We start from the raw sequence: 21,416 nt of genomic DNA on the forward strand, positions 1-21,416 counted from the left end.
CGGAGCCGGAGATGGTGAAGAAGGGCACGTTGGCCTCGCCCGCGACCGCGCGGGCGGTGAGTGTCTTGCCGGTGCCGGGCGGGCCGACGAGCAGCACGCCGCGCGGGATGCGCCCGCCGAGACGCTGGAACTTCTGCGGATCGCGCAGAAACTCCACCACCTCCTGCAAATCCTCCTTCGCCTCGTCAATCCCCGCAACATCGTCAAACGTGACGCGGCCATGGGCCTCGGTGAGGAGCTTCGCCTTCGACTTGCCGAACCCCATGGCGCGGCCTGCGCCATTCTGCATCTGCCGCGACAGGAACACCCAGGCGCCGATGAAGAGCGCGATGGGCAGGATGTTCATGAGGACGGCGATGAACCAGGGGGTCGAATCCGATTGCGGACGGGCCGTGATCTGCACGCCCTTCTGCTGCAGCTTCGCGACCAGGTTGGGGTCGTTGGGCGCATAGGACGAGAAGTTTCGGCCGTCGGTATAGGTGCCGCTGATCTCCGGCCCAGAGATAATCACGCTCGTGATGCGGCCGGCATCGGCGTCGCTCAAAAGCTGGCTGTAGGCGATGTCGCTGCCGCCGCCCCGTTGACCCGGGCTCTGGAAGAGAGTGACGAGCGCCAGCACCAGCAGGAAAATGACAACCCACAAGGCGAAGTTGCGGAAATTTGAATTCATCGGATCAGGTTCTGCCCCAGAGGGAGATGAAGCACGGGAAAGGCAAGAAATCTCCCCGCACGGCTAAACTCAATGTAGGCACACCATTCTCCCTTGCCAAGGGAATGCGGCGCGTATGGGGCATCATCCCAAGGTCTTGGCTAAGAGAATTGGCTAACGGCCCCGTGAGCGCGGCGGTTCCGGACCGAGCTCCAGACGGCCTGCCCGGTCGAGATGGAGAAGAGCTGCCGCGATCGTCAGCCGCAAGGGCTCACCTGCCCCGATGGCCTCCCTCAGGCGCTCCAGGCAGGCTTCGAGCCGCTCCAGGCGGGTGCTCTCGAAGCCAGTACGGTCCAGGGCCTGCTGCAGAATGCGTAAGGCGATCTCGAAGGGCTCTTCCACGAGGCAGGCGGCCTGGAAGGCGAATGTCCCCTCCCCAGCCTCGGGATGTGAAGCTTCCAGAGCCCGGCGGGCCTTGATCTCCAGCGCCTCCTCGACCTGGGCGGCCCGCTCGGCGAGGCGCGCCAGGCGCTCGGCGGTGAGCCCCTCCTTCTCAAGAAGAGGCATCAGTCCGCGCCATCGCACCCGGGCGAAGCGCTCGTCCGCATTGGACGGGTCGGTGACGAAGCCCCATCCATTGCGCCAGCACAGATCGAGAAGCGCCGCCTTCGGCCAATCGAGGAGCGGCCTGACATGGACAAGGCCCTCCCGGTGCCGCTCCCGGCGCATGCCGGCCAGACCCTTGAGGCCCGATCCCTTGGCAAGGCGCATCAGGATCGTCTCGGCCTGATCGTCCTGCGTATGGGCGGTGACGAGATGGGAGGCTCCAATCTCGCGTGCCAGTTGCCCGAGAAGGCGATAGCGCGCCTCCCTCGCGGCCTCCTGCAGGCCCGTTTGCGGCTTGTCGCCCGTCCAGACGAGGGTGCGGTGGGGAAGACCTAAAGCGCTCGCCTCCTGGGCGACGAAAGCAGCCTCTTCAGCCGCTTCGGGGCGAAGGCCATGATCGACGGTAGCGACGAGAATGGGAGGGCGATGCGCAGGCGCCCAGCGGGCGAGAAGATGCATCATGGCCATGGAATCCGGCCCGCCGGAGACGGCGGCCAGAATGCCCGTGGCATGGCTCAAACTGGAAAAGTGAGGCTCCGGATCATCGCTCCGGATCGGATCGTCAGGCGAAGGAGCGGACACTGTTCGCGTGCTCGGCTGTCAGCCTCGTCAGGTGCATTTGTTGCGCTTCTGCTCGCGCTCGGATGCCTGGCGCACATTGGCGGAGGCTTGCGGATACTTGCGGTCCAGCTCGCCGAAGACGGCGCAGGCCCGGTCGCGGGCGCCCATGTTGTTGAGGGAGATGCCAAGACGCAGCATCGCATCGGGAGCCTTGGCGGCATCGGGATGCTCGGCGGAAACGTTCAGGAACTGCTCGGCGGCCTCCCGATGGCGACCGCGCTGAAGATAGGTTTCGCCGAGCCAGAACGTGGCCTCGGCCACCAGTCGGTCGCGCGGATTGGATTGCAGGAAACGGCGGAAGCCCATCTCGGCCCCATCGTAATCCTTCTGCGTGAAGGAGGCATAGGCCGTATCGAAATCGGCCTTGGGATTGCCGACGCTCGTCGCAGCCACGCTTGGGCCGGGGCGAGGTTGAATCGCGCCCTGCGGCATGGCCATGCCGTTGCCGACAGCGCCAGGAGCAGGCTCCCCGTCTTCCTCAATCAGCTCGCCAATGCCACCGAACTGCTCGCCCCCCTGCTCCGCTTGCGCCAGAGGCGGCGAAGCGGGCGTGGAGCCCAGCGGGCGCGGGGCGCCCGGGGCTGACGGATCCTGAGAGGGATCGTACACGTCGCTGCGGCGCTGCGGTGCCGTCTGAGGCTGGGCCTGCGGCTGCGCCGGGCGCGGAGCAGGCGTGGCCGAGGGCTTCGAGCCGCCACGGCCCGAGCTTTCCTGGAAGCGGAACTCCACGTCCTCCTGGAACTTGCGGAGCTGGTCCTTCAGCTGGCGGTTCTCGAACTGGAGCTGCTCGAGCTGGCCGGACATCTGCCGCATCTGGTTCTCGAGGCGGTTGAGACGCACGATGGCGTCGGCCGCATCCTGCGCGGCGGCAGGGAGTGCCAGAGCAAGGCTTAGGGCGAAAAAGCTTAAGAAACGTCGAAACATGCTGGATACCGTTAAAGGTCGTTGAGCGACCGTGCCGATAACACAAAAGCGCCGCCACGGCGATAATGTGGCGGCGCTTCTGAGTTTCACATTTCAGTGGTTTGCAGATTTACGCGCCGGCTCCGCCACCGAGGACGGTGACCGCGCGGCGGTTCTGCGACCAGCACGAGATGTCGTTGCAGACGGCCACCGGGCGCTCCTTGCCGTAGGAGACCACGCGGAAGCGGTTGGCCGGAATGCCGCGCGAGATCAGGTAGTCACGCGCGGTCTGGGCGCGGCGGGCCGAAAGCGAGAAGTTGTACTCGCGGGTGCCGCGCTCGTCCGCATGGCCTTCGAGGATGAAGGTGTAGTTCGGATAGCGCTGCAGCCATTGGGCCTGCTTGTCGAGGGTGGCCACCGCCGTGGGGGTGAGATCGGTCGAATCGGTCTCGAAGAACACGCGGTCGCCGACATTCACGACGAAGTCCTGGGCGCTGCCGGGGGTAGCGGCGCCGCCGGCGCCGAAACCGTCGGCCATGCCGTCTTTATTGGAAGAACAGGCTGCGGCTCCGAGGGCGAGAACCATGGCAGCAGCGAATTTGACGGCGCGCAGCGACATCATTGGCATTACTCCTTACACATACGTTTGCCGAACGTTGTGTGCGTTATATCGGGCGGATGGTTAAAGGAGGGTTCCGTCAACCTTCTGAGGGACTGCCGGAATTAAGGTCAATTATGGCCAAGTTGTGGAAGTTGCGCTTAAGGTTAACAGGTTGTGAAGAAGGGTTTCGCCTCTTGTTCGCCCCAATCATGCGTCGAATCCCCGTCTTGAGCGTTGAGAGGTCATGAATCTCATCAAGAACCAGCCCGGCCTGTCGGCTCAACCCTATCGCGCGGCCTTGGACGAGCTCCGGATGGAACGGGCCTTCTCGCGCATCGCCGACAGCGACCTGCGCCAGGGCAACGCCATCCGGCTTCTCAAGGACGCCAAGGAAAACTACCCGGCCTGGCTCGAGGCAATCCGGTCCGCCCAGGACGTGATCCATTTCGAGAACTTCATCATCGCCAATGACGATACCGGCCGAATGTTCGCGGAGGCGCTCATGGAGCGTGCGCGCGCAGGCGTGAAGGTGCGCGTGCTCTACGATTGGCTGGGCTCGTCCTTTCGCGCCCTGCCCGCCTTCTGGCGCCGCCTGCGCGATGCGGGGGTGGAAACGCGGGTGTTCAACCCGCCGCGTCTGATCGACCCGTTCTGGATCCGCCGCAACCACCGCAAGCTGATCACTGTGGACGGTCGTATCGGCTTCGTCTCAGGCCTTTGCATCTCCGACAGCTGGGAGGGCGGCAAGGAAGGCGATAAGGAAAGAGAACCCTGGCGCGACACAGGCATCGCGGTGGAAGGCCCGATGGTGGGCGACCTCGATGCAGCTTTCGCGGATAGCTGGGTGATCGCAGGGATGCGGCCGATCCCGAAATCGGAGCTTGCCCAGGCCGAGGCGATTCCGCATGCGGGCAGCACCGCCGCGCGTCTCATCAGCGGCGAGCCCGGCATGTTCCGCACCTACCGGGTCGACCAGTTCATCGCCGCGACCGCGCAGCGAAACCTGTGGCTCACGGACGCCTATTTCGTCGCCACCACATCCTATGTGCAGGCATTGGGCGAAGCTGCGCGCGATGGCGTGGACGTGCGCCTGCTCGTGCCGGGCACGAGCGACGTTCCAGCCTTGCAGCCCATCGTGCGCGCGGGCTACCGCTCCCTCATTGAAGCGGGCATTCGCGTGTATGAGTGGAACGGCTCGATGCTGCACGCTAAGACCGCCGTGGTGGACGGGCGCTGGGCGCGCGTGGGCTCCACCAATCTCAACTTCGCGAGCTGGGCCACCAACTGGGAGCTCGACGTCATTGTCGAGGATACGGCTTTCGCCGAGGCCATGGAGGCGATGTACCTGGAGGATCTCGCCAACGCCACCGAGATCGTGCCCGGCTGGCAGGCCCGCCGCAGGCGCGCGAAGAAGATGCGCTCCAAGCGCGGCCAGCGCCTGAAGCGCGGTGGCGTGCGCAGGCTTGCCGCCGGCGCGCTCGCCTTGTCGAACAGCATCGGCAAGGCCATGGGATCGCGCTCGCTGACAGCGACCGAGACCAGCAGCATCGCCATCATCGGCTTCGCGCTGCTAGCGCTTGCGGTGCTCACCATCGTGGTTCCCGCCATCGTCGTTACGCCGGTCGTGATCGGGCTCGTCTGGTTTGCGCTGGCCCTTCTCATCCGCGCTTTCCGCATCAAGCGACGCATGCGCCTCAGACGCCGCAAGATGGCGATCCGTCGCCGCTTGAGCAAAATTCGGGCAGAAACCCCCGCTGGAAAATAAAGGAAACCGGTTGCCAAGCTCCGGCATTGGGAGGATGCTTCTCCGCGAAGGGGCTGATCGAAGGAGACGACGATGACTGCCGGAACCTCCAACCCTTCTTATGATCCGTTCTATCGCGCCGAATCCATGAGTGCGCTTCTTGCGCGCAACTGGTGGGCCATGGCGCTTCGCGGCGTGTTCGCCGTGATCTTCGCGCTGATCGCCTTTTTCTTGCCGGGCGCGACGATCCTGTCCCTCGTCTTGTTCTTCTCGGCCTACATGCTGGTCGACGGCGTGTTCGGCATCATCTCGGGCATCCGTGCCGCTTCGCGCCAGGAGCGTTGGGGCCTGTTGATCCTAGGCGGCATCCTCAACATCCTTGCCGGTGTCGTCGCCTTCATGATGCCGGGATTGACGGTGCTGTTCTTCGTCACGCTGCTTGCCGTCTGGTCCCTGGTCACCGGCATCTTGACTGTTGCCGCCGCCTTCAAGTTGAACCCGGCTTTCGGACGCGGCTGGCTGGTTTTCAGCGGCCTCATCTCGGTGTTGTTCGGTGTGGCGCTTCTGATCGCGCCTCTCATCGGCGCCGTGGTACTGACCTGGTGGCTCGGCGCCTATGCAATGGTCTTCGGCATCGCGCTCATTGCGTTCGCACTCAAGCTGCGCAGCCGGAAGGACGCGCTCATCGATAACGCTGCGCTGCATGCGTGAATGAAAAAGGGGCGCCGATTGAGCGCCCCTTCGTTTCTCTTACTGTCGCGTCTCACTGAGCAGCGGAGACCAGGTCGGGTCCGACGCGAAGGACGGCGTCGGCACGGGCTGCTCCACGCGGCCGGTGACGTCGACCATGTAGAGCTTGCCGCCGGACTGACCGCCCGGGTCACGGAAGAACAGGATGTACTGGCCGTTCGGCGCCCAAACTGGGCTCTCATTGTGGAAGCCTTCCGTCAGGATGCGTTCGCCCGATCCGTCCGGCTTCATGATGCCGATGGCGAAGCCGCCGGAATGCTGCTTGGTGAAGGCGATGTAATCGCCGCGCGGCGACCAGGCCGGCTGCGAATAAGAGCCGTCGCCGAACGAGATGCGGCGCTGGTTGGAGCCGTCGGCATTCATCGCATAGATTTGCTGCTTGCCGCCGCGATCGCTCTCGAACACGATCTGCGAACCGTCCGGCGAGAACGATGGCGAGGTGTCGATGGCGCCCGTCGAGGTGAGGCGCGTGGTGGCCTGCGAGCCGAGATTCATCAGGTAGATATTGGCGTTACCGCCCTGCTGCAGGCTCATGACGATGCGCTGTCCGTCGGGCGCGAAGCGCGGCGACGACGTCATGTCGGGGAAGTTGCCGACGATCTGCCGGGCGCCGGTTTCGAGATTGATCACCTGCACGCGCGGCTGCTGGCCTTCCGTCTGCGACATGTAGGTGATCTCCTGCGTCACCGGCGAGTATCGCGGCGTGACGACGAGGTTTTCGCCTTGCGTCAGATAGCGCACATTGGCGCCGTCCTGATCCATGATGGCGAGACGCTTGCGGCGGTTCTCCTTGGGGCCCGACTCTTCGACGAACACGATGCGCGTATCGAAGAAGCCGCCGACACCGGTGATCTTCGTATAGACCGCATCGGAGATGATGTGGCCGACGCGGCGCCAGAAATTGGCGTCCGTCACGTATTGCTGGCCCGTGAGCTGCTGGCCGGAATCGATGTCCCAAAGGCGGAACTCTGCGCGAAGGCGTCCCGAGGGATCGCGCGACACGCGGCCTGTCACGAGCGCCTGCGCGCCCGCCATCTTCCATGCATCGAAACGCGGCGCTGCATCGAAGGACGGACGCTCCGGGAAACGCGACCTGTCGAGCGGCGCGAAATAGCCGGAACGCTGGAGATTGTTGGCGATAATGCCGGACACGCGCTGGCCGAGATCACCCTCGCCCGAGAAATCGGCGACGGCAATCGGCATGGGCTGGAACTGCCCACCCGGGCCAATACGAAGAGATAATTGCGCGGAAGCTTCAGGTGCCGCCACGACGAAAGCGCCAATGAAACAGAATGCTGCGAGCACAGCGTTGAGCAAAGACGACCGAAGAGGCATGTTCATATCCATTGCGTGGTCATGAGGTGTCATCGAAGCGAGGGACTCAGATCTGGTTGGTATCGAATTCGATATTCCAGAGCTTCCACTCATTGTAGTACGGCGCGAACTTCGCCGGGATATTGTAAGGGGCGCAGCGTCGCACGGCACGCAAAGCAGCTTCAGCGGTGCTCCTGTCGATCTGATTAGGACCAGAGCGAAGAATCTTGGGCTCTGTGGCAAGACTGCCGTCCTGATTGAAGCGCACGTCCAAAACCGGGAGCATGACCGTTCCGCCTGCAGCGCCGATGGGCGGCTGATAGCAACGTTCCATTTGCTCCTTTAAGAGCCCTCCAAGAGCATCCCGCATGCTCGGATTGAGCTTCGGAGCCGTGCCGGTCTGCGTGCCGAGCGAGGCCTGCTTGTTCACTTCCGCGCCAGTGGAACCAGTCGACCGGCTCTTGTCCTTGTTGTCGAGGAACTGCTTCAGGTCGCCCATGTCGAGCTTCTTCGCGACCTGAGCTTCCTTGCGCGCTTTCGCCTCGGCTTCTTCCTTGGCCTTCGCGTCAGCAACCTTCTTGGCTTCTGCTTCGGCTTTCGCCTTTGCTTCGGCCTCGGCCTTCTCCTTGGCCTTCGCTTCCGCGACGCGCTTGGCCTCGGCGTCCGCCTTTGCCTTCGCTTCAGCTTTGGCTTTCGCCTCCGCTTCGGCCTTTGCCTGCTCGATCTTTGCGTTCTCGATGGCTTCGGCCTCAGCCTTCTCGGCCGCTTTCTTCTCTTCTTCCGCCTTGGCTTCCGCAGCTTTCTGCGCCGCGGCCTTGGCGGCGGCAGCCGCGGCAGCAGCGGCGGCTTCCTGCTCGGCAACCTTCATGTCGTCGGGACGCTTCGGAGGAGCCGGCGCGTTGGTCTTGTCTTCGCCAGGCGCGTTCTGCTCGACCTTGTCGGCGACGCGGTCGGCGCGCGGCTTCGGCGTCGGCTGAACGCTCTTGGCATCCGTCTCGCCCTTGGTGATCTGCGAGAACTGATTGTCGGTGATGACCTCGACGGGGATGCCTTCCTGCGCGTCGGGGAATTCGGCGGCGAAAGGCAAGCCGATCAGGGCAGCCGCCAGCAACGTCACATGCGTGACGCCGGAGACCCAGAAGCCCGGTTCGGATGGGTTGAATTTCAGCTTCAACGCCACGTTTTCTTGCCCCTTACCACCAATCGAACGTCTTACTGCGCCACCTCGGTCACGAGCGCGACGCGCTTGTAGCCTGCGGTCGTCACGATGCTCATGATCTGGGCGACGCGCCCGTAATCTACCTTCTTGTCGCCTCGCACGAAGACGCGCTCGTCGAAGCCCGACTTCGACACTTCGGCGAGCTTGCCGACGATGGCGTCATCGGTCAGCTCGGTCTCGCCGAGGAAAACCTGTCCCGTCGCCTTGATGGAGAGCGTGACGGGCTTGGCATCCGAGTTCAGAGGTGCTGCCTTCGTCTGCGGCAGATCGAGCGGAACGCCTGCGGTCATCATCGGTGCCGCCACCATGAAGATGATGAGCAACACCAGCATGACGTCGATGAACGGCGTCATGTTGATCTCGTTGATCGCGCCGCCGCGCTTCCCGCGTCTGCGACGACGCCCGCCTCCGTTTCCTGCTGCAACCATGGCCATGGCTTAAAGATCCTTATCTCAAGCCGCGCGCGAGATGCGCTCGTCGATCTGACGCGACAGGATGGCGGAGAACTCGTCCGCGAAACCTTCAAGCCGCGATTGCATCTTGCCGACCTCGGCCTGGAGCTTGTTGTAGGCAAGCACGGCCGGGATAGCGGCGAAGAGGCCGATGGCGGTGGCGAATAGGGCCTCCGCGATACCGGGAGCCACGACCGCAAGGCTCGTGTTCTTGGACGCCGCGATCGAGGTGAACGAGTTCATGATGCCGACCACCGTGCCAAAAAGGCCGATGTAAGGACCGGCCGAGCCTATGGAGGCGAGAATCATCAGGCGGGAATCGAGACGCTCCACCTCGCGCTGGATGGTGACGTCGAGAACCTTGTCGATGCGCTGGGACAGGCTCTGGAACGAGCGGCCCGAGCCCTCGAAGGAGCGCTTCCACTCGCGCATGGCAGCGACGAACACGGCCGCCAAGCCGGTGGCCGGGCGGCTCTGGAGGGAGCGGAACAGCTCCTCCAGGGACTGGCCGGACCAGAACACGTCCTCGAAACGATCCATGGCCCGCTTGGTGCGCGCGTAGAGCAGGGTCTTGTCGATGATGATCGCCCAGCACCACACGGAGGCCGCGAGCAGGCCCATCATCACGAGCTTGACCAGGAAGTGGGCCTGCCAGAACAGGCCGATGAAGGACATGTCGTGCACCACAGGAGCGGCCTGGGCTACATCAGCCGGATTCATAAGTTTCGTCCTCGCTCTTCGAGCAGCCTTGAGAGGAGCTCAAGGCCCCCGCAACACGGTCTAGGAAAATCTTGTTCTGTTACCCTGCTCGTTCGCGCGCGAATCTGTCGAAAGTAAGGGCGCGACGCCCCAGGCAGCCCATGATGTCCAGATCGTTGTCTTTTAGGCACAGGGTAAGGTTAAGGCTTGGTTTAAGAGTGGCATGAAGCCCGGAAATAAAGGGGGAACCTGCCCTATGGTCACGGTTGCCGGAAGCGCGGAACGGGCCCTAAAATCCAACCGAATTCCCGCCCGAACTCGGCTTGAGGGGGATTTGAGCCCTGCTAAGCCTGCAACCCTGCCCGGCGTGTCCGGACACCCCGACCCGGAATGACGATGCCGATGAACCAGAACTCCTCCAAGGTCGTCGAGCGTCAGCTTGACGCCTATAACGCCCGCGATATCGACGCCTTCATGGCGTGCTGGGCAGAAGATGCGCAGGTTTTCGCCTTCCCCGACACTCTGCTGGCAGAAGGCGCTCAGTCGATCCGCGAACGTCATATCGCCCGCTTCCAGGAGCCGAACCTCCACGGCAAGCTCATCTCCCGGATGGCCGTCGGCACCATGGTCGTGGACCAGGAGGTCGTGACCCGGACCTTTCCGGAAGGCTCAGGGACAGTCGAGGTAATCGCGATCTACGAGGTCGAGGATGGGCTGATCCGCAAGGCCTGGTTCAAGATGGGAGCGCCGGTTCTCGACAAGGCGGCGTGAGGTTTATTCCTCACCGCCCGAGAGCGCAGCGCGAAGATTGTCGGGAATGCGCACGGCCCGCCCGTCGCGCACGGCGGCCACCATGACGTCGGCGCGCACGAGCACCTCGTCACCGCGACGCACCTCCTGCTCCAGGGTCATCGACGCGCCGCGCATTTCCTTGGAACGCGTGACGATGGTGAGCACATCGTCCATCACGGCGGCACCCAGGAAATCAATCGTCATCTTGCGCACGACGAAGGCAAGGCCGCCCATCTCGGCATGAAGATCCGATTGCGCAACTTCCACCGCACGCAAGATTTCCGTGCGTCCGCGCTCCAGAAAGCGCAGATAGCTCGCGTGATAGACGCGCGCGGAAAAATCCGTGTCTTCGTAGTAAACGCGCACGGGCAGATGATGCGCGCCGTCGTGCATGATACCTGAGAGATGGGGCCAGGATTGTTCTACCTCACGCATCCTCATCCCCGTTGAACAGCCCAAACTGTGCCGTCGTCTCGCGCGTCGGTTCCGGCATGCCGAGATGCTTGAAGGCGTGCGGGGTGAGGATGCGGCCGCGTGGGGTGCGCTGCACGAAGCCTTTCTGGATGAGATAGGGCTCGATGATATCCTCGATGGCGTCGCGCGGCTCGGAGAGTGCTGCCGCGATGGTCTCGATGCCGACCGGTCCGCCGCCGAAGGAATTGGCGATCATGGTAAGGTATTTGCGATCCATCAGGTCGAGACCGATGGGGTCGACATCGAGCAGGCGCAGCGAACGGTCTGCGAGTTCGCGCGTGACGGTCTCCGCATTCTCGACGATGGCGAAGTCGCGCACGCGGCGCAGCAGGCGGCCCGCGATACGCGGCGTTCCGCGCGCGCGGCGGGCGATTTCGTTCGCGCCTTCCTCGCTCATATTCAAGCCCATCACGCGTGCGCCACGGCGCACGATGAGTTCGAGTTCATCCACGGTGTAGAATTCGAGACGGATCGGAATGCCGAAGCGGTCGCGCAGCGGCGTCGTGAGAAGGCCCGCGCGGGTGGTGGCACCCACGAGGGTGAATTTCGGCAGCTCGATCTTCACCGAGCGCGCGGCGGGGCCTTCGCCGATGATGAGGTCGAGCTGGTAATCCTCCATGGCGGGATAGAGGATTTCCTCCACGGCAGGATTGAGGCGGTGGATCTCGTCGATGAAGAGCACGTCGCGCTCTTCGAGGTTGGTAAGCTGCGCCGCAAGGTCGCCCGCCTTGGCGATCACGGGGCCGGAGGTGGAGCGGAAGTTCACGCCGAGCTCGCGCGCCACGATCTGCGCCAGCGTGGTCTTGCCGAGGCCGGGCGGGCCGACGAAGAGCACGTGGTCGAGCGCATCGCCCCGCGCCTTGGCGGCATTGATGAAGACCTGGAGATTGGCGCGCGCGGCGGCCTGGCCCGTGAAGTCGCCGAGCGACAACGGCCGGATCGACGCATCGACATCGTCCTCGCGCTTTTCGGCGCTGAGCAGGCGGCGGGAATCGGTCAAAGAGGCTTACCTTCCAAAGGCTTCATATAGGCGAAGGGACACTAATACGCCATTCTTAACAGGATCAAAACAGGAACGTCGATGGGTCGCGGTCCTTACCGCGCCAGTTCCCTCAATCCCAACCGGATCAGCGTCTTCGCCTCAGCTTCCTCGCCCGCCTGTTTCATGGCGGCGGCGACCGCTGCGGAGGCCTGGACCTGCGGGTAGCCGAGATTGACCAGCGCCGAGATGGCGTCGGCCACAGGTGCGGGCGCGCTCCTGTCGTCGATGGCATCCGACAGGCGGATGAGCGCCGGGTCGACGGCGGCGAAAGCCGGTGCCTTGTCCTTAAGTTCTGAGACGATGCGTTGCGCGAGCTTCGGGCCGACGCCGGGGGCGCGGCCGACCGAGGCCTTGTCGCCGGTGGCGATGGCGGTCGCGACGCTGCCGGGATCGAGCACCGAGAGGATGCCGAGCGCCACCTTGGAACCTACGCCCTGCACGGATTGCAGCAGGCGGAACCATTCGCGCTCCGCGTCGGACTTGAAGCCGAACAGGCGGATCATGTCCTCGCGCACATGGGTCTCGATGGACAGCACCGCGGCCTCGCCGGTAGGCGGCAGATTCTGCAGCGTGCGAGAGGAGCAATGGACCACATAACCTACCCCGTGCACGTCGAGGATCACGAAATCCTCGCCGTAGGAATCCACCACGCCTTTGAGTTTGCCGATCACGTCAGTCCATCCCCCTGGTGGTCATCCCGGGGCTGCGGAGCAGAACCCGGGATCGTGTGCAGGATAAAACACTGTTTCCCCCAGAAGGGAAGTCTTTGGTCGCGCTTTGTTCTCATAGCAATCCCGGATCTTCGCTTTGCTTCGTCCGGGATGACGCTTTTTCAGATGGGCTTAAAGGCTCGCCGCCAAAGCCCGCGCCTTGCGGTGATGCGCATGGGCGATGGCGATGGCGAGCGCGTCGGCAGCATCGGCCTTCTTGAAGTCGGCCTTGGGCAAAAGGATCTTCACCATGGCCTGGACCTGCTCCTTGTCGGCGTGTCCTGCGCCCACCACGGTCTTCTTCACCTGGTTGGCGCCGTATTCGGCGACTGGCAGGTTGTGGAGCGCGGGCACCAGCAGGGACATGGCGCGGGCCTGTCCGAGCTTGAGGGTTGCCTGCGCGTCCTTGTTGACGAAGGTTTCTTCCACAGAGACCTCGTCGGGCGTCCAAGTGCGGATGACATCCGTGATGCGGTCATGGAGCTGCTTGAGGCGAAGCGCCAATTCGAGATCGCCGTCCGATGTCACGACACCGCAGGCCACGAAAGAGAGCTTCGTCCCCTCGACGGTGATGACGCCCCAGCCCGTGTTGCGCAGGCCGGGGTCGAGGCCGAGGATGCGGACGCGCTCGCTCACATTCAGCCCGCCATCTTCTGCATGAGGGCGTCGGACAGCTCGAAGTTGCCGTAGACGTTCTGCACGTCGTCGTGCTCTTCCAGCGACTCCATGAGCTTCATGAGCTTCTCGCCGGTCTCGTCATCGACGGCGACGGGGGTCTGCGGCTTCCACACGAGCTTCGAGGCTTTCGGCTCGCCGAACTTGTCCTCAAGTGCCTTCGTCACCTCGTTGAGAGAGGTCTGCTCGCAATAGATTTCATGGCCGTTCTCCGTGGAGACCACATCCTCGGCGCCGGCCTCGATGGCGGCTTCGAGCATCGTGTCAGCGTCCGTCACGTCCGCGCCGAATTCCACATAGCCCACGCGGTCGAACATGAAGGACACCGCGCCGGTCTCAGCGAGGTTGCCGCCGCTCTTGGTGAAGTAGGAGCGGATGTCCGAGGCCGTGCGGTTGCGGTTGTCGGTCATCGCCTCGACGATGATGGCGGCGCCACCGGGGCCGTAACCTTCGTAGCGGATCTCGTCGTAGTTCTCGCCGTCGTTGCCCGCCGCCTTGTTGATGGCGCGCTGGATGTTGTCCTTGGGCATGTTCTCGGCGCGGGCGGCGAGGATCGCGGCGCGCAGGCGCGGGTTCATGTTCGGGTCGGGCATGCCCATCTTGGCCGCCACGGTGATTTCGCGGGCGAGCTTGGAGAACACCTTGGAGCGTACGGCATCCGCCTTGCCCTTGCGGTGCATGATGTTCTTGAACTGTGAATGTCCGGCCATCGGGGCCTCCGGGAAACGGCCGAGAGCGGCCCTTCCGGGCGCTCGTCAGGCGCATGAATGTTGACGATGAAGGGCTTATAAGGCGGCGAAGGGCTTCAGGCCAAGCCCCCCTCCCATCAAAGCCCCTGCTTAAAACCCGAGCCAGCCCGGCAGGTTATGAATGGTTGCCAGGATGAGGTGATAGGACGCCCCGAGCACGGTCACTGTGTAGGCTAGCCCCGCGATGCCGATGAGATAGCCCACGATCAGCAGATAGCCATCCTCCTCCATCACCGCGATGGAAGCGATCACGAGAGCAATGGAGGGCGGAAAATTGGTGCCGGGAAAGGGAATGAGCACCGACACGGCCACCAGGAAGGCAAAGAGCCCGACAACCCGGTCGCCGATGGGGCCGAAGAGCTGCGTCATTCGCGGCTTGCACCAGCTCTCCAACTTCTGAAGCTTCGGCTCGGCCACATCGATCAGGCGCTTGAACTTCGAAACCGAGACAGTCTGGCGCAGAATGAAGCCGGGCAGCCAGGGCCTCTTGTGGCCCAGCATCATCTGAATGCCGAAGATGAGCACGGGCGTACCCACGATGCCCGCGATGCCGGGCACGTTCGGTACGCAATTCGGCAGGGAAAACAGGATCAGCACGAAACCGAAGGCGCGCTCGCCAAAGGCCTCGATGATCTCGCCGATGGAGATCGTCTCGCCCTTGGCCTCGTCGATCACGGCGCGCAGAACGGCGGAAGCGCTCTGATGCTCATGCGCCTGATGGAATTCGCTGTCCTCGCGGTAAGGGCGTCGTCGGGCGCTGGTCGGCTCTGTCTTGGCGTCCACCTTTATCCTCCGTCGCGCAGAGATGGGGATGCGATTGGGCCAAGCCAAGTCTCAAACGGCAGAGAAGACGCTCAATCCCAAAACCGTGGCCAGGTCTCTTCCAGGTTTGGACCCAAGCGCACCGCCGCCACGCGGACGGCCAAACCCGTGCGGTCGTCGGTCTCGACCGCGATGCCGGAGAGCGTGCCCTCGCCTAAGCCCGGTTCGAGGCGGGTGCCGGGAGTCTTCTGGATGAAGCGGCGGATCGCCTCTTCCTTCTGCATGCCGAGCACGGAATCGTAATCGCCGCACATGCCCGCATCCGACATATAGGCCGTGCCGCCTGACAAAACCCGATGGTCCGAGGTCGGCACATGGGTATGGGTGCCGACGACCAGGCTCGCGCGTCCGTCGAGATAATGGCCCATGGCCTCCTTCTCGCTGGTCGCCTCGGCATGGATGTCCACGATGATCGCATCCGCCACCTGGCCCAGGGGGCAATCCTCCAGCGCCTGATCGACGGCGGCGAAAGGATCGTCGAGGGCATCCATGAACAGGCGGCCCATCGCCTGTACTACGAGGACCCGGTGGCCGGAGCGGGTGTCGATGAGGTTCGCGCCGCGGCCCGGCGTGCCGGGCGGGTAATTGATGGGACGGATGAGCCTCGGCTGCCTCTCGATGAAGACCAGCGTCTCGCGCTGGTCCCAGGAATGGTTGCCGAGCGTGACGGCATCCGCGCCAGCGTTCAGGATCTCGTCGCAGATCGCCTCGGTGATGCCGAAGCCTCCGGCGGAGTTCTCGCCATTGATGACCACGCAATCGAGCTTCCAGCGCTCGCGAAGCCCCGGCAGGCGCTCGATGACGGCATTGCGGCCGGGCCGCCCGACGATGTCGCCGAGGAAGAGAAGACGCATGGTGGTCCCTTAAACAGGCTTGGTCCGAATAAGCTCGGTTTCCGTGACGATAACATCGAGCAGGCGGTCATGCTCTTCGACCGGAACCTGCTCGATCTCCTGAACCGCATAAGCCAGACCAATGGTCAAGGTGTGATGCTGTTTTTCGAGCGCCGCGATGGCCCGGTCGAAATGGCCTTTGCCGTAGCCGATGCGCCCTCCCCTGCGGTCGAAGGCGACGAGGGGGACGATAAGGCATTTCGGGAAAACCTCCGGCGCATCGGGTCCGGGCTCGCGCACGCCGAAGCCGCCTTTGACCAGCACGTCGCCGGGCTGCCAGAGGCGCCAGCTCAAATGGGGATGGAGGATCTGGGAGAGAGCCACGTCCTGCCCGCGCTCAAGGAGAGCCTCCATCAGCGAACGCGGATCGACCTCGCTGCGGATGGGCCAATAGCCGCCGACCGGGGTGACGTCTCGAAGAGCGGGAAAGCCGAGGGCCTGGGCACTGATCGCCTGTGCCGCCTCCTCGCGAAAATCCTTGTCGAGCCCGTCGCGGCGGGCGAGCGCTTCCTGGCGAAGCTGTTCTTTTAAGACCGGAGGAGACGAAGAATGCATGAAGTGCGGAGCCACAAAAGCCGTCGGAGAAGCGATCCCGGGAACCTACAAAGTAGGTGGGCGCCATATGTTCCGGTCCAGGGACCGGGCAGGGACAGCTCCCGTTGGGATCGATAAGGCCCCGGGGAATATGAACTCCTAACGCGCCCCGCAGCCCCGCCTTTCCTATGTAGGGAGGAAGCGAGCCGGTTGAAAGGGAAAAGTGCACGAGGTTTTCGAGAACTTCGGAAGCCAAGTGCGGCAAAGATTGCCCTTAGGGAAATTACGGATGGCCTTGGCCGTTGGAGTGCCTTTATATTCGGCCGCGTGGGGGATGTGCCGTTGCTCGAGGGAGGAACCATGGCCCATCTGAAACCGAACAATTACAAAGAACTTTATTCCAGAGATTATAACGGCTCGCCCAGCATCGACGCCATGATGCGGGAAGTGCTGCACATGCTCGGCAATATCGATTTTGAGCATGAGATGGAATTGGACAGGCTCGAGAAGAGCGCCACCGATCAGGAGCTGAAAAGCTACATCAAGAGAAAGATCAGAGCTGCCTATGAGGAGAGGCGGGAGCCCTATGTGGAGCTTCTGGCGACGCTCAGGCAGCGCCAGCATCGCCTGTCGTTTTCTCAATAACTCATCTCAATCGTCATCCCGGACGGCGTAAGCCGATCCGGGATCGCGTTTAGTAAAGAGGCGCTATTCTCGTCTCGCGATCCCGGATCTGCGCTTCGCTCCGTCCGGGATGACGCCTTTTGAATTCAGAACCGTCTCTTCAATAGAGTGTGGAATCAGCTCAACCACCCCTCGACTTCAAGGAAAGTTGTCTCGTAACAGAGTTACGCAAAACAACTTCGAGAGTCGAAACACAATGCTGAACTTTATCCCCAAGCCCGTCCAATGGTTCCTCGCAATCGTCATCCTCGCCGGCCTCGGCTACGGCCTCTGGGAATGGACGACCTCCATGGGCCGCGACCGGCTGATCGATGTCGCCAAGACCCAGAACCTCTGCCAATCGGTGGAATGTGCCGAGGGCATTTCGCAGGTTTCCGCCCTTCTCGGTGCGAAATACAGCGTGGCCCCGTCCCTCGTTCAGTGGTGTGTCGGCGTTGATCGCTGGGCCGGAACGCGTGCCCGGAAGATGGAATGGCTGAAGGGCATCGTCGTCTCCGGCATGTACCTGCCCTGCCCGAGCATCACCGAAGGACGCCGCTAATCGCGGGCCTTTAAAGGGGGCGGCCCTATCCCTCGGCCGCACCCGGCGCATTGAGGCTGCGCGCCAGCTGCTCGATCCGCTCGGCGGCCCTGTTGACGCCCTCCGCCAGACGCGCCTCGATCATGCGGCTGCGTTCATCTCCAGGCGACCCGACAGGGGCCGCCTGGGCGAGCTCTATGGCCGCCAGCCGCCTTTGAGCCTCATACAGCTCGTCGGCCTGGATCATGGCTGCCATGACGTGAAGGCGCAGGTCGCCGATATCGCCGAAAGCCGCCCGCATCTCGTCGATCTTGGAATCGTAAGCAGCCGCGAGCCGCTGCACATGCGCCTCATCGCCTTCGGCGCAGGTGATCCGGTAGTTCTGGCCTGCAATGGTGACCGTGACTTGCGCCATAACCCAGCCTTTCGCTCTTAACCTTCTTCCAGCTCAAGCTGACCTGCCTGGGCCAGCACGGTCTGGACGCTGAGGATGGCGAGCTGAACCCGCTGGCCCACATCATCGGTGGCGGCCTCATAGCGCTGGACGCGGGTGAGCGCCCCGTCGAGCTCCTCGGCAAGGCGGGAGCGGTCGTCCTGCATGAGCTGCAGCTCGGTCTCCAGGCTCCCGCGGCGCTTCTCGGCGTCCAGACGGCGGGAGACAGAGGCTTCGAGGAGCCCCAGGGCCGCATCGAGCCGTTTCATCGCGTCGTCGAGAGGGGACGTCATTCAGCCTCCGGGAATCGTCTTAAAAGATTAGGCTGCTCCCCCTTTCACGGCAACGGTTCATCGGAGGATTACGACCTTCGTGCCTTTGACTCGAAGTCCCCCCGTGTTAAGGAGCCCACGCCTTTTCCCAGACAGACCCGCCCCTTCGCGGGGCTTCAAGATTGTGGATCACGCCGTGCTGAACACCGTCCCCGCCGATCGCGTCACCCATTCCGATCTGGCGAACGCCGTGCGCGTCCTCGCCATGGATGCCGTCGAACAAGCCAAATCCGGCCACCCCGGCCTGCCCATGGGCGCCGCCGACATAGCCACGGTGCTGTTCACCAAGTTCCTGAAGTATGACGCCGCCGACCCGAAATGGCCGGATCGCGACCGCTTCATCCTCTCGGCCGGCCACGGCTCCATGCTGCTCTACGCCCTGCTCCACCTTACCGGCGTGAAGGGCATGACCATCGACGAGCTGAAGAACTTCCGTAAGCTCGACTCGAAGACCCCGGGCCACCCGGAAAACTTCATGACTCCCGGCGTCGAGACCACCACGGGCCCGCTCGGCCAGGGCATCGCGACCGCCGTGGGCTTCGCGCTCGCCGAGCGCATGCTCGCCGCCGAATACGGCAGCGACCTTGTCGATCACTTCACGTACGTGCTCGCCTCCGACGGCGACCTGATGGAAGGCATCAGCCAGGAAGCCATTGCGCTCGCAGGCCACCTGAAGCTCAACCGCATGATCGTCCTGTGGGACGACAACGAGATTTCCATCGATGGCCCGCTCTCGATTGCCGACTCGGTCGATCAGGTGAAGCGCTTCCAGGCCTGCGGCTGGAACGCCGTGCGCATCGACGGCCATGACCCCAAGGCGATCCAGCGCGCCATTTCCCGCGCTCAGAAGTCGGACAAGCCGACCCTGATCGCGTGCAAGACCACCATCGGCTACGGCGCTCCGAAAAAGGCCGGCACCTCCAAGGCCCACGGCGAGCCGCTCGGTGCCGAGGAGCTGGCAGGCGCAAAAGCCTCCTACGGCTGGAGCCATGAGGCCTTCGTGATTCCGGAGAGCATCCAGGCGGCCTGGGCCAAGGCCGGCAAGAAGGGCCGCCGCGTGCGCAAGGCCTGGGAAGACCGCCTGAAGGCCTTATCCCCCGACAAGCGCGCCGAGTTCGAGCGCCGCGCCAAGGGCGAGCGCCCGAAGGCACTCGCTGAAGCTGTCGCCAAGCTGAAGGACAAGCTCGTCGCCGAACCGCAGAACGTCGCCACCCGCAAGGCCAGCGAGATCGCGCTCGAGGTTCTCACCGAGGCCGTGCCGGAGCTGGTGCTGGGCTCGGCGGATCTGACGCCCTCCAACAACACCAAGACCAAGAATCTCACCGCCATCTCGCCGGGCAACTACGCGGGCCGGTACATCCATTACGGCATCCGTGAGCACGGCATGGCTGCTGCCATGAACGGCCTCGCGCTCCATGGCGGCTATGTGCCCGCCGGCGCGACCTTCCTGGTCTTCACCGATTATGCGCGCCCCGCCATGCGCATCGCGGCGCTCGCCGGCATTCCGGCAGTTTACGTCATGACCCACGACTCCATCGGTCTGGGTGAAGACGGCCCGACCCACCAGCCAGTGGAGCATCTGGCTGCTCTCCGCTCCATGCCTAATATGCGCGTGTTCCGCCCGGCGGACGCCATCGAGACGGCGGAAGCCTGGCAGATGGCTCTCGAGAACACCAAGGGCCCGACAACGCTTGCCCTGACCCGCCAGAACCTGCCGCAGGTTCGTAAAGAGGGCGGCGCGAAGAATCTGTCGGCCACCGGCGCCTACGAGCTGTCGCCCGCCCAGGGCAAGGCCCGCGCCACGATCTTCGCCTCCGGTTCGGAAGTCGAGATCGCGTTGGCTGCCCAGAAGCTGCTCGCCGAGAAGAACTTTGAGGCCCGCGTGGTTTCCGTGCCCTCGCTCGACCTGTTCTTAAGCCAGCCCGAGAAGGTGCGCCATGAGATCATCGGTGATGCGCCGATCAAGGTCGCGGTGGAAGCCGCTGTCCGCTTCGGCTGGGATTCGGTGATCGGCCCCGACGGAATTTTCGTGGGCATGCATGGGTTTGGCGCCAGCGCGCCCTACAAGGACCTCTACAAGCACTTCGGCATCACGCCCGAGGCAGTGGCGGAAAAAGTTCTCAGGACGCATAATCTCTGAGACGACGAGAGGCATTGCCTCAACACAAGGGAGTTAAGACTATGACGGTGAAGGTCGCGATCAACGGTTTCGGTCGCATCGGGCGCAACATCCTCCGCGGCATCGTGGAGAGCGGCCGTAAGGATATCGAGGTTGTTGCCATCAACGATCTCGGCCCGGTGGAAACGAATGCCCACCTCCTGCGCTTCGACTCCATCCATGGCCGCTTCCCGGCGGACGTGCAGGTCGACGGCGAATTCCTCGTCATCAACGGCAAGAAGATCCGCGTCACCGCGATCAAGGACCCGGCGACCCTGCCGCATCGCGAGCTCGGCGTCGATATCGCCATGGAATGCACGGGCATCTTCACCTCGAAGGAGAAGGCCGCAGCCCACCTCACCGCCGGCGCCAAGCGCGTCATCGTCTCGGCTCCCGCCGACGGCGTCGATCTGACGGTCGTCTACGGCGTGAATCACGACAAGCTGACGAAGGATCACATCGTCATCTCGAACGCCTCCTGCACCACGAACTGCCTCGCGCCCGTCGCGAAGATTCTGCATGAGACGGTGGGCATCGAGAAGGGCTTCATGACGACGATCCACTCCTACACCAACGACCAGCCGACGCTCGATCAGATGCATAAGGACCTGTATCGCGCCCGCGCTGCCGCCCTGAACATGATCCCGACCTCGACGGGTGCTGCGAAGGCTGTCGGCCTCGTGCTGCCGGAACTCAATGGCAAGCTCGACGGCTCGTCGATCCGCGTTCCGACCCCCAACGTGTCTGTCGTCGACTTCAAGTTCGTGGCGAAGAAGAACACCACGAAGGAAGAGATCAACGCGGCGATCAAGGCTGCGGCCGATGGCCCGCTGAAGGGCATCCTCGGCTACACGAACGCCCCGAACGTCTCGTCGGACTTCAACCACGATCCGCATTCCTCCGTCTTCCACATGGACCAGACGAAGGTGATGGAAGGCAACTTCGTGCGCGTGCTGTCCTGGTACGACAACGAGTGGGGCTTCTCGAACCGCATGGCCGACACCGCCATCGCCATGGCGAAGCTCATCTAAGGGAGGCTG

The 21,416-nt window shown here is 63.5% G+C and carries 25 protein-coding genes and 1 other RNA gene; 7 read left to right on the plus strand and 19 right to left on the minus strand.

Annotated features, from left to right (window positions below; translation table 11 throughout):
• From MHY87_RS15510 to pal, 4 genes are all read right to left on the minus strand, one after another.
• A partial coding sequence (locus MHY87_RS15510; RefSeq protein WP_239353324.1) for an ATP-dependent metallopeptidase FtsH/Yme1/Tma family protein occupies positions 1-670 on the minus strand: 670 nt, incomplete at its 3' end.
• Between the two features lie 153 nt (positions 671-823).
• Positions 824-1,837, minus strand: a complete 1,014-nt coding sequence (gene tilS / locus MHY87_RS15515) for a tRNA lysidine(34) synthetase TilS (protein WP_370644954.1) — start codon at positions 1,835-1,837, stop codon at positions 824-826.
• Between the two features lie 27 nt (positions 1,838-1,864).
• On the minus strand, positions 1,865-2,800 hold the full coding sequence (gene ybgF, locus MHY87_RS15520; RefSeq protein ID WP_239353328.1) for a tol-pal system protein YbgF: 936 nt from the start codon (positions 2,798-2,800) through the stop codon (positions 1,865-1,867).
• Positions 2,801-2,909: 109 nt separating this feature from the next.
• Entirely contained in the window at positions 2,910-3,401 is a 492-nt protein-coding gene (gene pal, locus MHY87_RS15525) for a peptidoglycan-associated lipoprotein Pal (RefSeq protein ID WP_239353330.1), read from the minus strand.
• Positions 3,402-3,624: 223 nt separating this feature from the next.
• Here pal and MHY87_RS15530 point away from each other — a divergent pair, with 223 nt between their 5' ends.
• Both MHY87_RS15530 and MHY87_RS15535 read left to right on the plus strand, forming a co-directional pair.
• A complete protein-coding gene (locus tag MHY87_RS15530; protein WP_239353332.1) occupies positions 3,625-5,145 on the plus strand; it encodes a phosphatidylserine/phosphatidylglycerophosphate/cardiolipin synthase family protein in 1,521 nt (506 codons plus the stop codon).
• A 72-nt stretch (positions 5,146-5,217) separates the two neighbouring features.
• Positions 5,218-5,835 (plus strand): HdeD family acid-resistance protein, encoded by a 618-nt coding sequence (locus MHY87_RS15535; protein WP_239353334.1) that lies wholly within the window; start codon positions 5,218-5,220, stop codon positions 5,833-5,835.
• Between the two features lie 39 nt (positions 5,836-5,874).
• Here the strand turns inward: MHY87_RS15535 and tolB are convergent, their stop codons facing one another.
• The 4 genes from tolB to tolQ are packed head-to-tail and all read right to left on the minus strand — an operon-like array spanning position 5,875 to position 9,579.
• Entirely contained in the window at positions 5,875-7,209 is a 1,335-nt protein-coding gene (gene tolB / locus MHY87_RS15540) for a Tol-Pal system beta propeller repeat protein TolB (protein ID WP_239353335.1), read from the minus strand.
• 46 nt (positions 7,210-7,255) lie between these two features.
• A complete protein-coding gene (gene tolA, locus MHY87_RS15545; RefSeq protein ID WP_239353541.1) occupies positions 7,256-8,362 on the minus strand; it encodes a cell envelope integrity protein TolA in 1,107 nt (368 codons plus the stop codon).
• 38 nt (positions 8,363-8,400) lie between these two features.
• The gene (locus MHY87_RS15550; protein WP_239353337.1) at positions 8,401-8,841 is read right to left on the minus strand and encodes a biopolymer transporter ExbD; all 441 of its coding nucleotides are present in this window, start codon (positions 8,839-8,841) and stop codon (positions 8,401-8,403) included.
• An 18-nt stretch (positions 8,842-8,859) separates the two neighbouring features.
• Positions 8,860-9,579, minus strand: a complete 720-nt coding sequence (tolQ, locus tag MHY87_RS15555; RefSeq protein ID WP_239353339.1) for a protein TolQ — start codon at positions 9,577-9,579, stop codon at positions 8,860-8,862.
• Positions 9,580-9,960: 381 nt separating this feature from the next.
• On the opposite strand from tolQ, the gene MHY87_RS15560 reads away from it, so the two are divergent.
• Complete coding sequence (locus MHY87_RS15560; RefSeq protein ID WP_239353341.1) at positions 9,961-10,329, plus strand: nuclear transport factor 2 family protein; 369 nt, start codon at positions 9,961-9,963, stop codon at positions 10,327-10,329.
• A 3-nt stretch (positions 10,330-10,332) separates the two neighbouring features.
• Here the strand turns inward: MHY87_RS15560 and ybgC are convergent, their stop codons facing one another.
• The 9 genes from ybgC to ssrS form a co-directional block, all read right to left on the minus strand.
• Positions 10,333-10,785 (minus strand): tol-pal system-associated acyl-CoA thioesterase, encoded by a 453-nt coding sequence (gene ybgC, locus MHY87_RS15565; protein ID WP_239353343.1) that lies wholly within the window; start codon positions 10,783-10,785, stop codon positions 10,333-10,335.
• Positions 10,778-11,824, minus strand: coding sequence for a Holliday junction branch migration DNA helicase RuvB (gene ruvB, locus MHY87_RS15570; RefSeq protein WP_304611134.1), 1,047 nt, complete (start codon positions 11,822-11,824; stop codon positions 10,778-10,780). The genes ybgC and ruvB overlap by 8 nt, the downstream gene beginning before the upstream one ends.
• Before the next feature lie 95 nt (positions 11,825-11,919).
• Positions 11,920-12,537, minus strand: coding sequence for a Holliday junction branch migration protein RuvA (gene ruvA, locus MHY87_RS15575; RefSeq protein ID WP_239353345.1), 618 nt, complete (start codon positions 12,535-12,537; stop codon positions 11,920-11,922).
• A 171-nt stretch (positions 12,538-12,708) separates the two neighbouring features.
• Entirely contained in the window at positions 12,709-13,212 is a 504-nt protein-coding gene (ruvC, locus tag MHY87_RS15580) for a crossover junction endodeoxyribonuclease RuvC (RefSeq protein ID WP_239353347.1), read from the minus strand.
• A gap of 2 nt (positions 13,213-13,214) precedes the next feature.
• Complete coding sequence (locus tag MHY87_RS15585; protein ID WP_239353349.1) at positions 13,215-13,961, minus strand: YebC/PmpR family DNA-binding transcriptional regulator; 747 nt, start codon at positions 13,959-13,961, stop codon at positions 13,215-13,217.
• A gap of 129 nt (positions 13,962-14,090) precedes the next feature.
• Positions 14,091-14,783 (minus strand): exopolysaccharide biosynthesis protein, encoded by a 693-nt coding sequence (locus tag MHY87_RS15590; protein ID WP_239353351.1) that lies wholly within the window; start codon positions 14,781-14,783, stop codon positions 14,091-14,093.
• A gap of 71 nt (positions 14,784-14,854) precedes the next feature.
• On the minus strand, positions 14,855-15,676 hold the full coding sequence (locus MHY87_RS15595) for a TIGR00282 family metallophosphoesterase (RefSeq protein ID WP_239353353.1): 822 nt from the start codon (positions 15,674-15,676) through the stop codon (positions 14,855-14,857).
• A 9-nt stretch (positions 15,677-15,685) separates the two neighbouring features.
• Positions 15,686-16,270 carry a 5-formyltetrahydrofolate cyclo-ligase gene (locus MHY87_RS15600; protein ID WP_239353354.1) on the minus strand — a complete coding sequence of 195 codons (585 nt, stop codon included), beginning with the start codon at positions 16,268-16,270 and terminating at the stop codon, positions 15,686-15,688.
• A 4-nt stretch (positions 16,271-16,274) separates the two neighbouring features.
• A non-coding RNA gene (ssrS, locus tag MHY87_RS15605) (6S RNA) lies at positions 16,275-16,430 on the minus strand.
• Between the two features lie 179 nt (positions 16,431-16,609).
• Here ssrS and MHY87_RS15610 point away from each other — a divergent pair.
• Both MHY87_RS15610 and MHY87_RS15615 read left to right on the plus strand, forming a co-directional pair.
• Entirely contained in the window at positions 16,610-16,894 is a 285-nt protein-coding gene (locus MHY87_RS15610; protein ID WP_239353355.1) for a hypothetical protein, read from the plus strand.
• A gap of 235 nt (positions 16,895-17,129) precedes the next feature.
• Entirely contained in the window at positions 17,130-17,474 is a 345-nt protein-coding gene (locus tag MHY87_RS15615; RefSeq protein WP_239353356.1) for a hypothetical protein, read from the plus strand.
• A 25-nt stretch (positions 17,475-17,499) separates the two neighbouring features.
• Here MHY87_RS15615 and MHY87_RS15620 read toward each other — a convergent pair whose 3' ends face one another.
• A complete protein-coding gene (locus tag MHY87_RS15620; protein WP_239353357.1) occupies positions 17,500-17,868 on the minus strand; it encodes a cell division protein ZapA in 369 nt (122 codons plus the stop codon).
• Between the two features lie 17 nt (positions 17,869-17,885).
• Positions 17,886-18,179 carry a DUF4164 domain-containing protein gene (locus MHY87_RS15625; protein WP_239353358.1) on the minus strand — a complete coding sequence of 98 codons (294 nt, stop codon included), beginning with the start codon at positions 18,177-18,179 and terminating at the stop codon, positions 17,886-17,888.
• Positions 18,180-18,423: 244 nt separating this feature from the next.
• Here MHY87_RS15625 and tkt point away from each other — a divergent pair, with 244 nt between their 5' ends.
• Positions 18,424-20,358, plus strand: a complete 1,935-nt coding sequence (tkt, locus tag MHY87_RS15630; RefSeq protein WP_239353545.1) for a transketolase — start codon at positions 18,424-18,426, stop codon at positions 20,356-20,358.
• A 41-nt stretch (positions 20,359-20,399) separates the two neighbouring features.
• Positions 20,400-21,407, plus strand: coding sequence for a type I glyceraldehyde-3-phosphate dehydrogenase (gene gap / locus MHY87_RS15635; RefSeq protein ID WP_239353359.1), 1,008 nt, complete (start codon positions 20,400-20,402; stop codon positions 21,405-21,407).
• Positions 21,408-21,416: the final 9 nt, after the last annotated feature.

The organism is Microvirga sp. ACRRW (assembly GCF_022346925.1).
GTDB lineage: Bacteria > Pseudomonadota > Alphaproteobacteria > Rhizobiales > Beijerinckiaceae > Microvirga.

Coding starts and splice junctions, on each gene's coding strand:
- ybgF (WP_239353328.1), bottom strand. CDS start 2,800: ATGTTTCGACGTTTCTTAAGCTTTTTCGCCCTAAGCCTTGCTCTGGCA.
- pal (WP_239353330.1), bottom strand. CDS start 3,401: ATGATGTCGCTGCGCGCCGTCAAATTCGCTGCTGCCATGGTTCTCGCC.
- MHY87_RS15530 (WP_239353332.1), top strand. CDS start 3,625: ATGAATCTCATCAAGAACCAGCCCGGCCTGTCGGCTCAACCCTATCGC.
- MHY87_RS15535 (WP_239353334.1), top strand. CDS start 5,218: ATGACTGCCGGAACCTCCAACCCTTCTTATGATCCGTTCTATCGCGCC.
- tolB (WP_239353335.1), bottom strand. CDS start 7,209: ATGCCTCTTCGGTCGTCTTTGCTCAACGCTGTGCTCGCAGCATTCTGT.
- MHY87_RS15550 (WP_239353337.1), bottom strand. CDS start 8,841: ATGGCCATGGTTGCAGCAGGAAACGGAGGCGGGCGTCGTCGCAGACGC.
- tolQ (WP_239353339.1), bottom strand. CDS start 9,579: ATGAATCCGGCTGATGTAGCCCAGGCCGCTCCTGTGGTGCACGACATG.
- MHY87_RS15560 (WP_239353341.1), top strand. CDS start 9,961: ATGAACCAGAACTCCTCCAAGGTCGTCGAGCGTCAGCTTGACGCCTAT.
- ybgC (WP_239353343.1), bottom strand. CDS start 10,785: ATGCGTGAGGTAGAACAATCCTGGCCCCATCTCTCAGGTATCATGCAC.
- MHY87_RS15585 (WP_239353349.1), bottom strand. CDS start 13,961: ATGGCCGGACATTCACAGTTCAAGAACATCATGCACCGCAAGGGCAAG.
- MHY87_RS15595 (WP_239353353.1), bottom strand. CDS start 15,676: ATGCGTCTTCTCTTCCTCGGCGACATCGTCGGGCGGCCCGGCCGCAAT.
- MHY87_RS15600 (WP_239353354.1), bottom strand. CDS start 16,270: ATGCATTCTTCGTCTCCTCCGGTCTTAAAAGAACAGCTTCGCCAGGAA.
- MHY87_RS15610 (WP_239353355.1), top strand. CDS start 16,610: ATGGCCCATCTGAAACCGAACAATTACAAAGAACTTTATTCCAGAGAT.
- MHY87_RS15615 (WP_239353356.1), top strand. CDS start 17,130: ATGCTGAACTTTATCCCCAAGCCCGTCCAATGGTTCCTCGCAATCGTC.
- MHY87_RS15620 (WP_239353357.1), bottom strand. CDS start 17,868: ATGGCGCAAGTCACGGTCACCATTGCAGGCCAGAACTACCGGATCACC.
- MHY87_RS15625 (WP_239353358.1), bottom strand. CDS start 18,179: ATGACGTCCCCTCTCGACGACGCGATGAAACGGCTCGATGCGGCCCTG.
- tkt (WP_239353545.1), top strand. CDS start 18,424: ATGGATGCCGTCGAACAAGCCAAATCCGGCCACCCCGGCCTGCCCATG.
- gap (WP_239353359.1), top strand. CDS start 20,400: ATGACGGTGAAGGTCGCGATCAACGGTTTCGGTCGCATCGGGCGCAAC.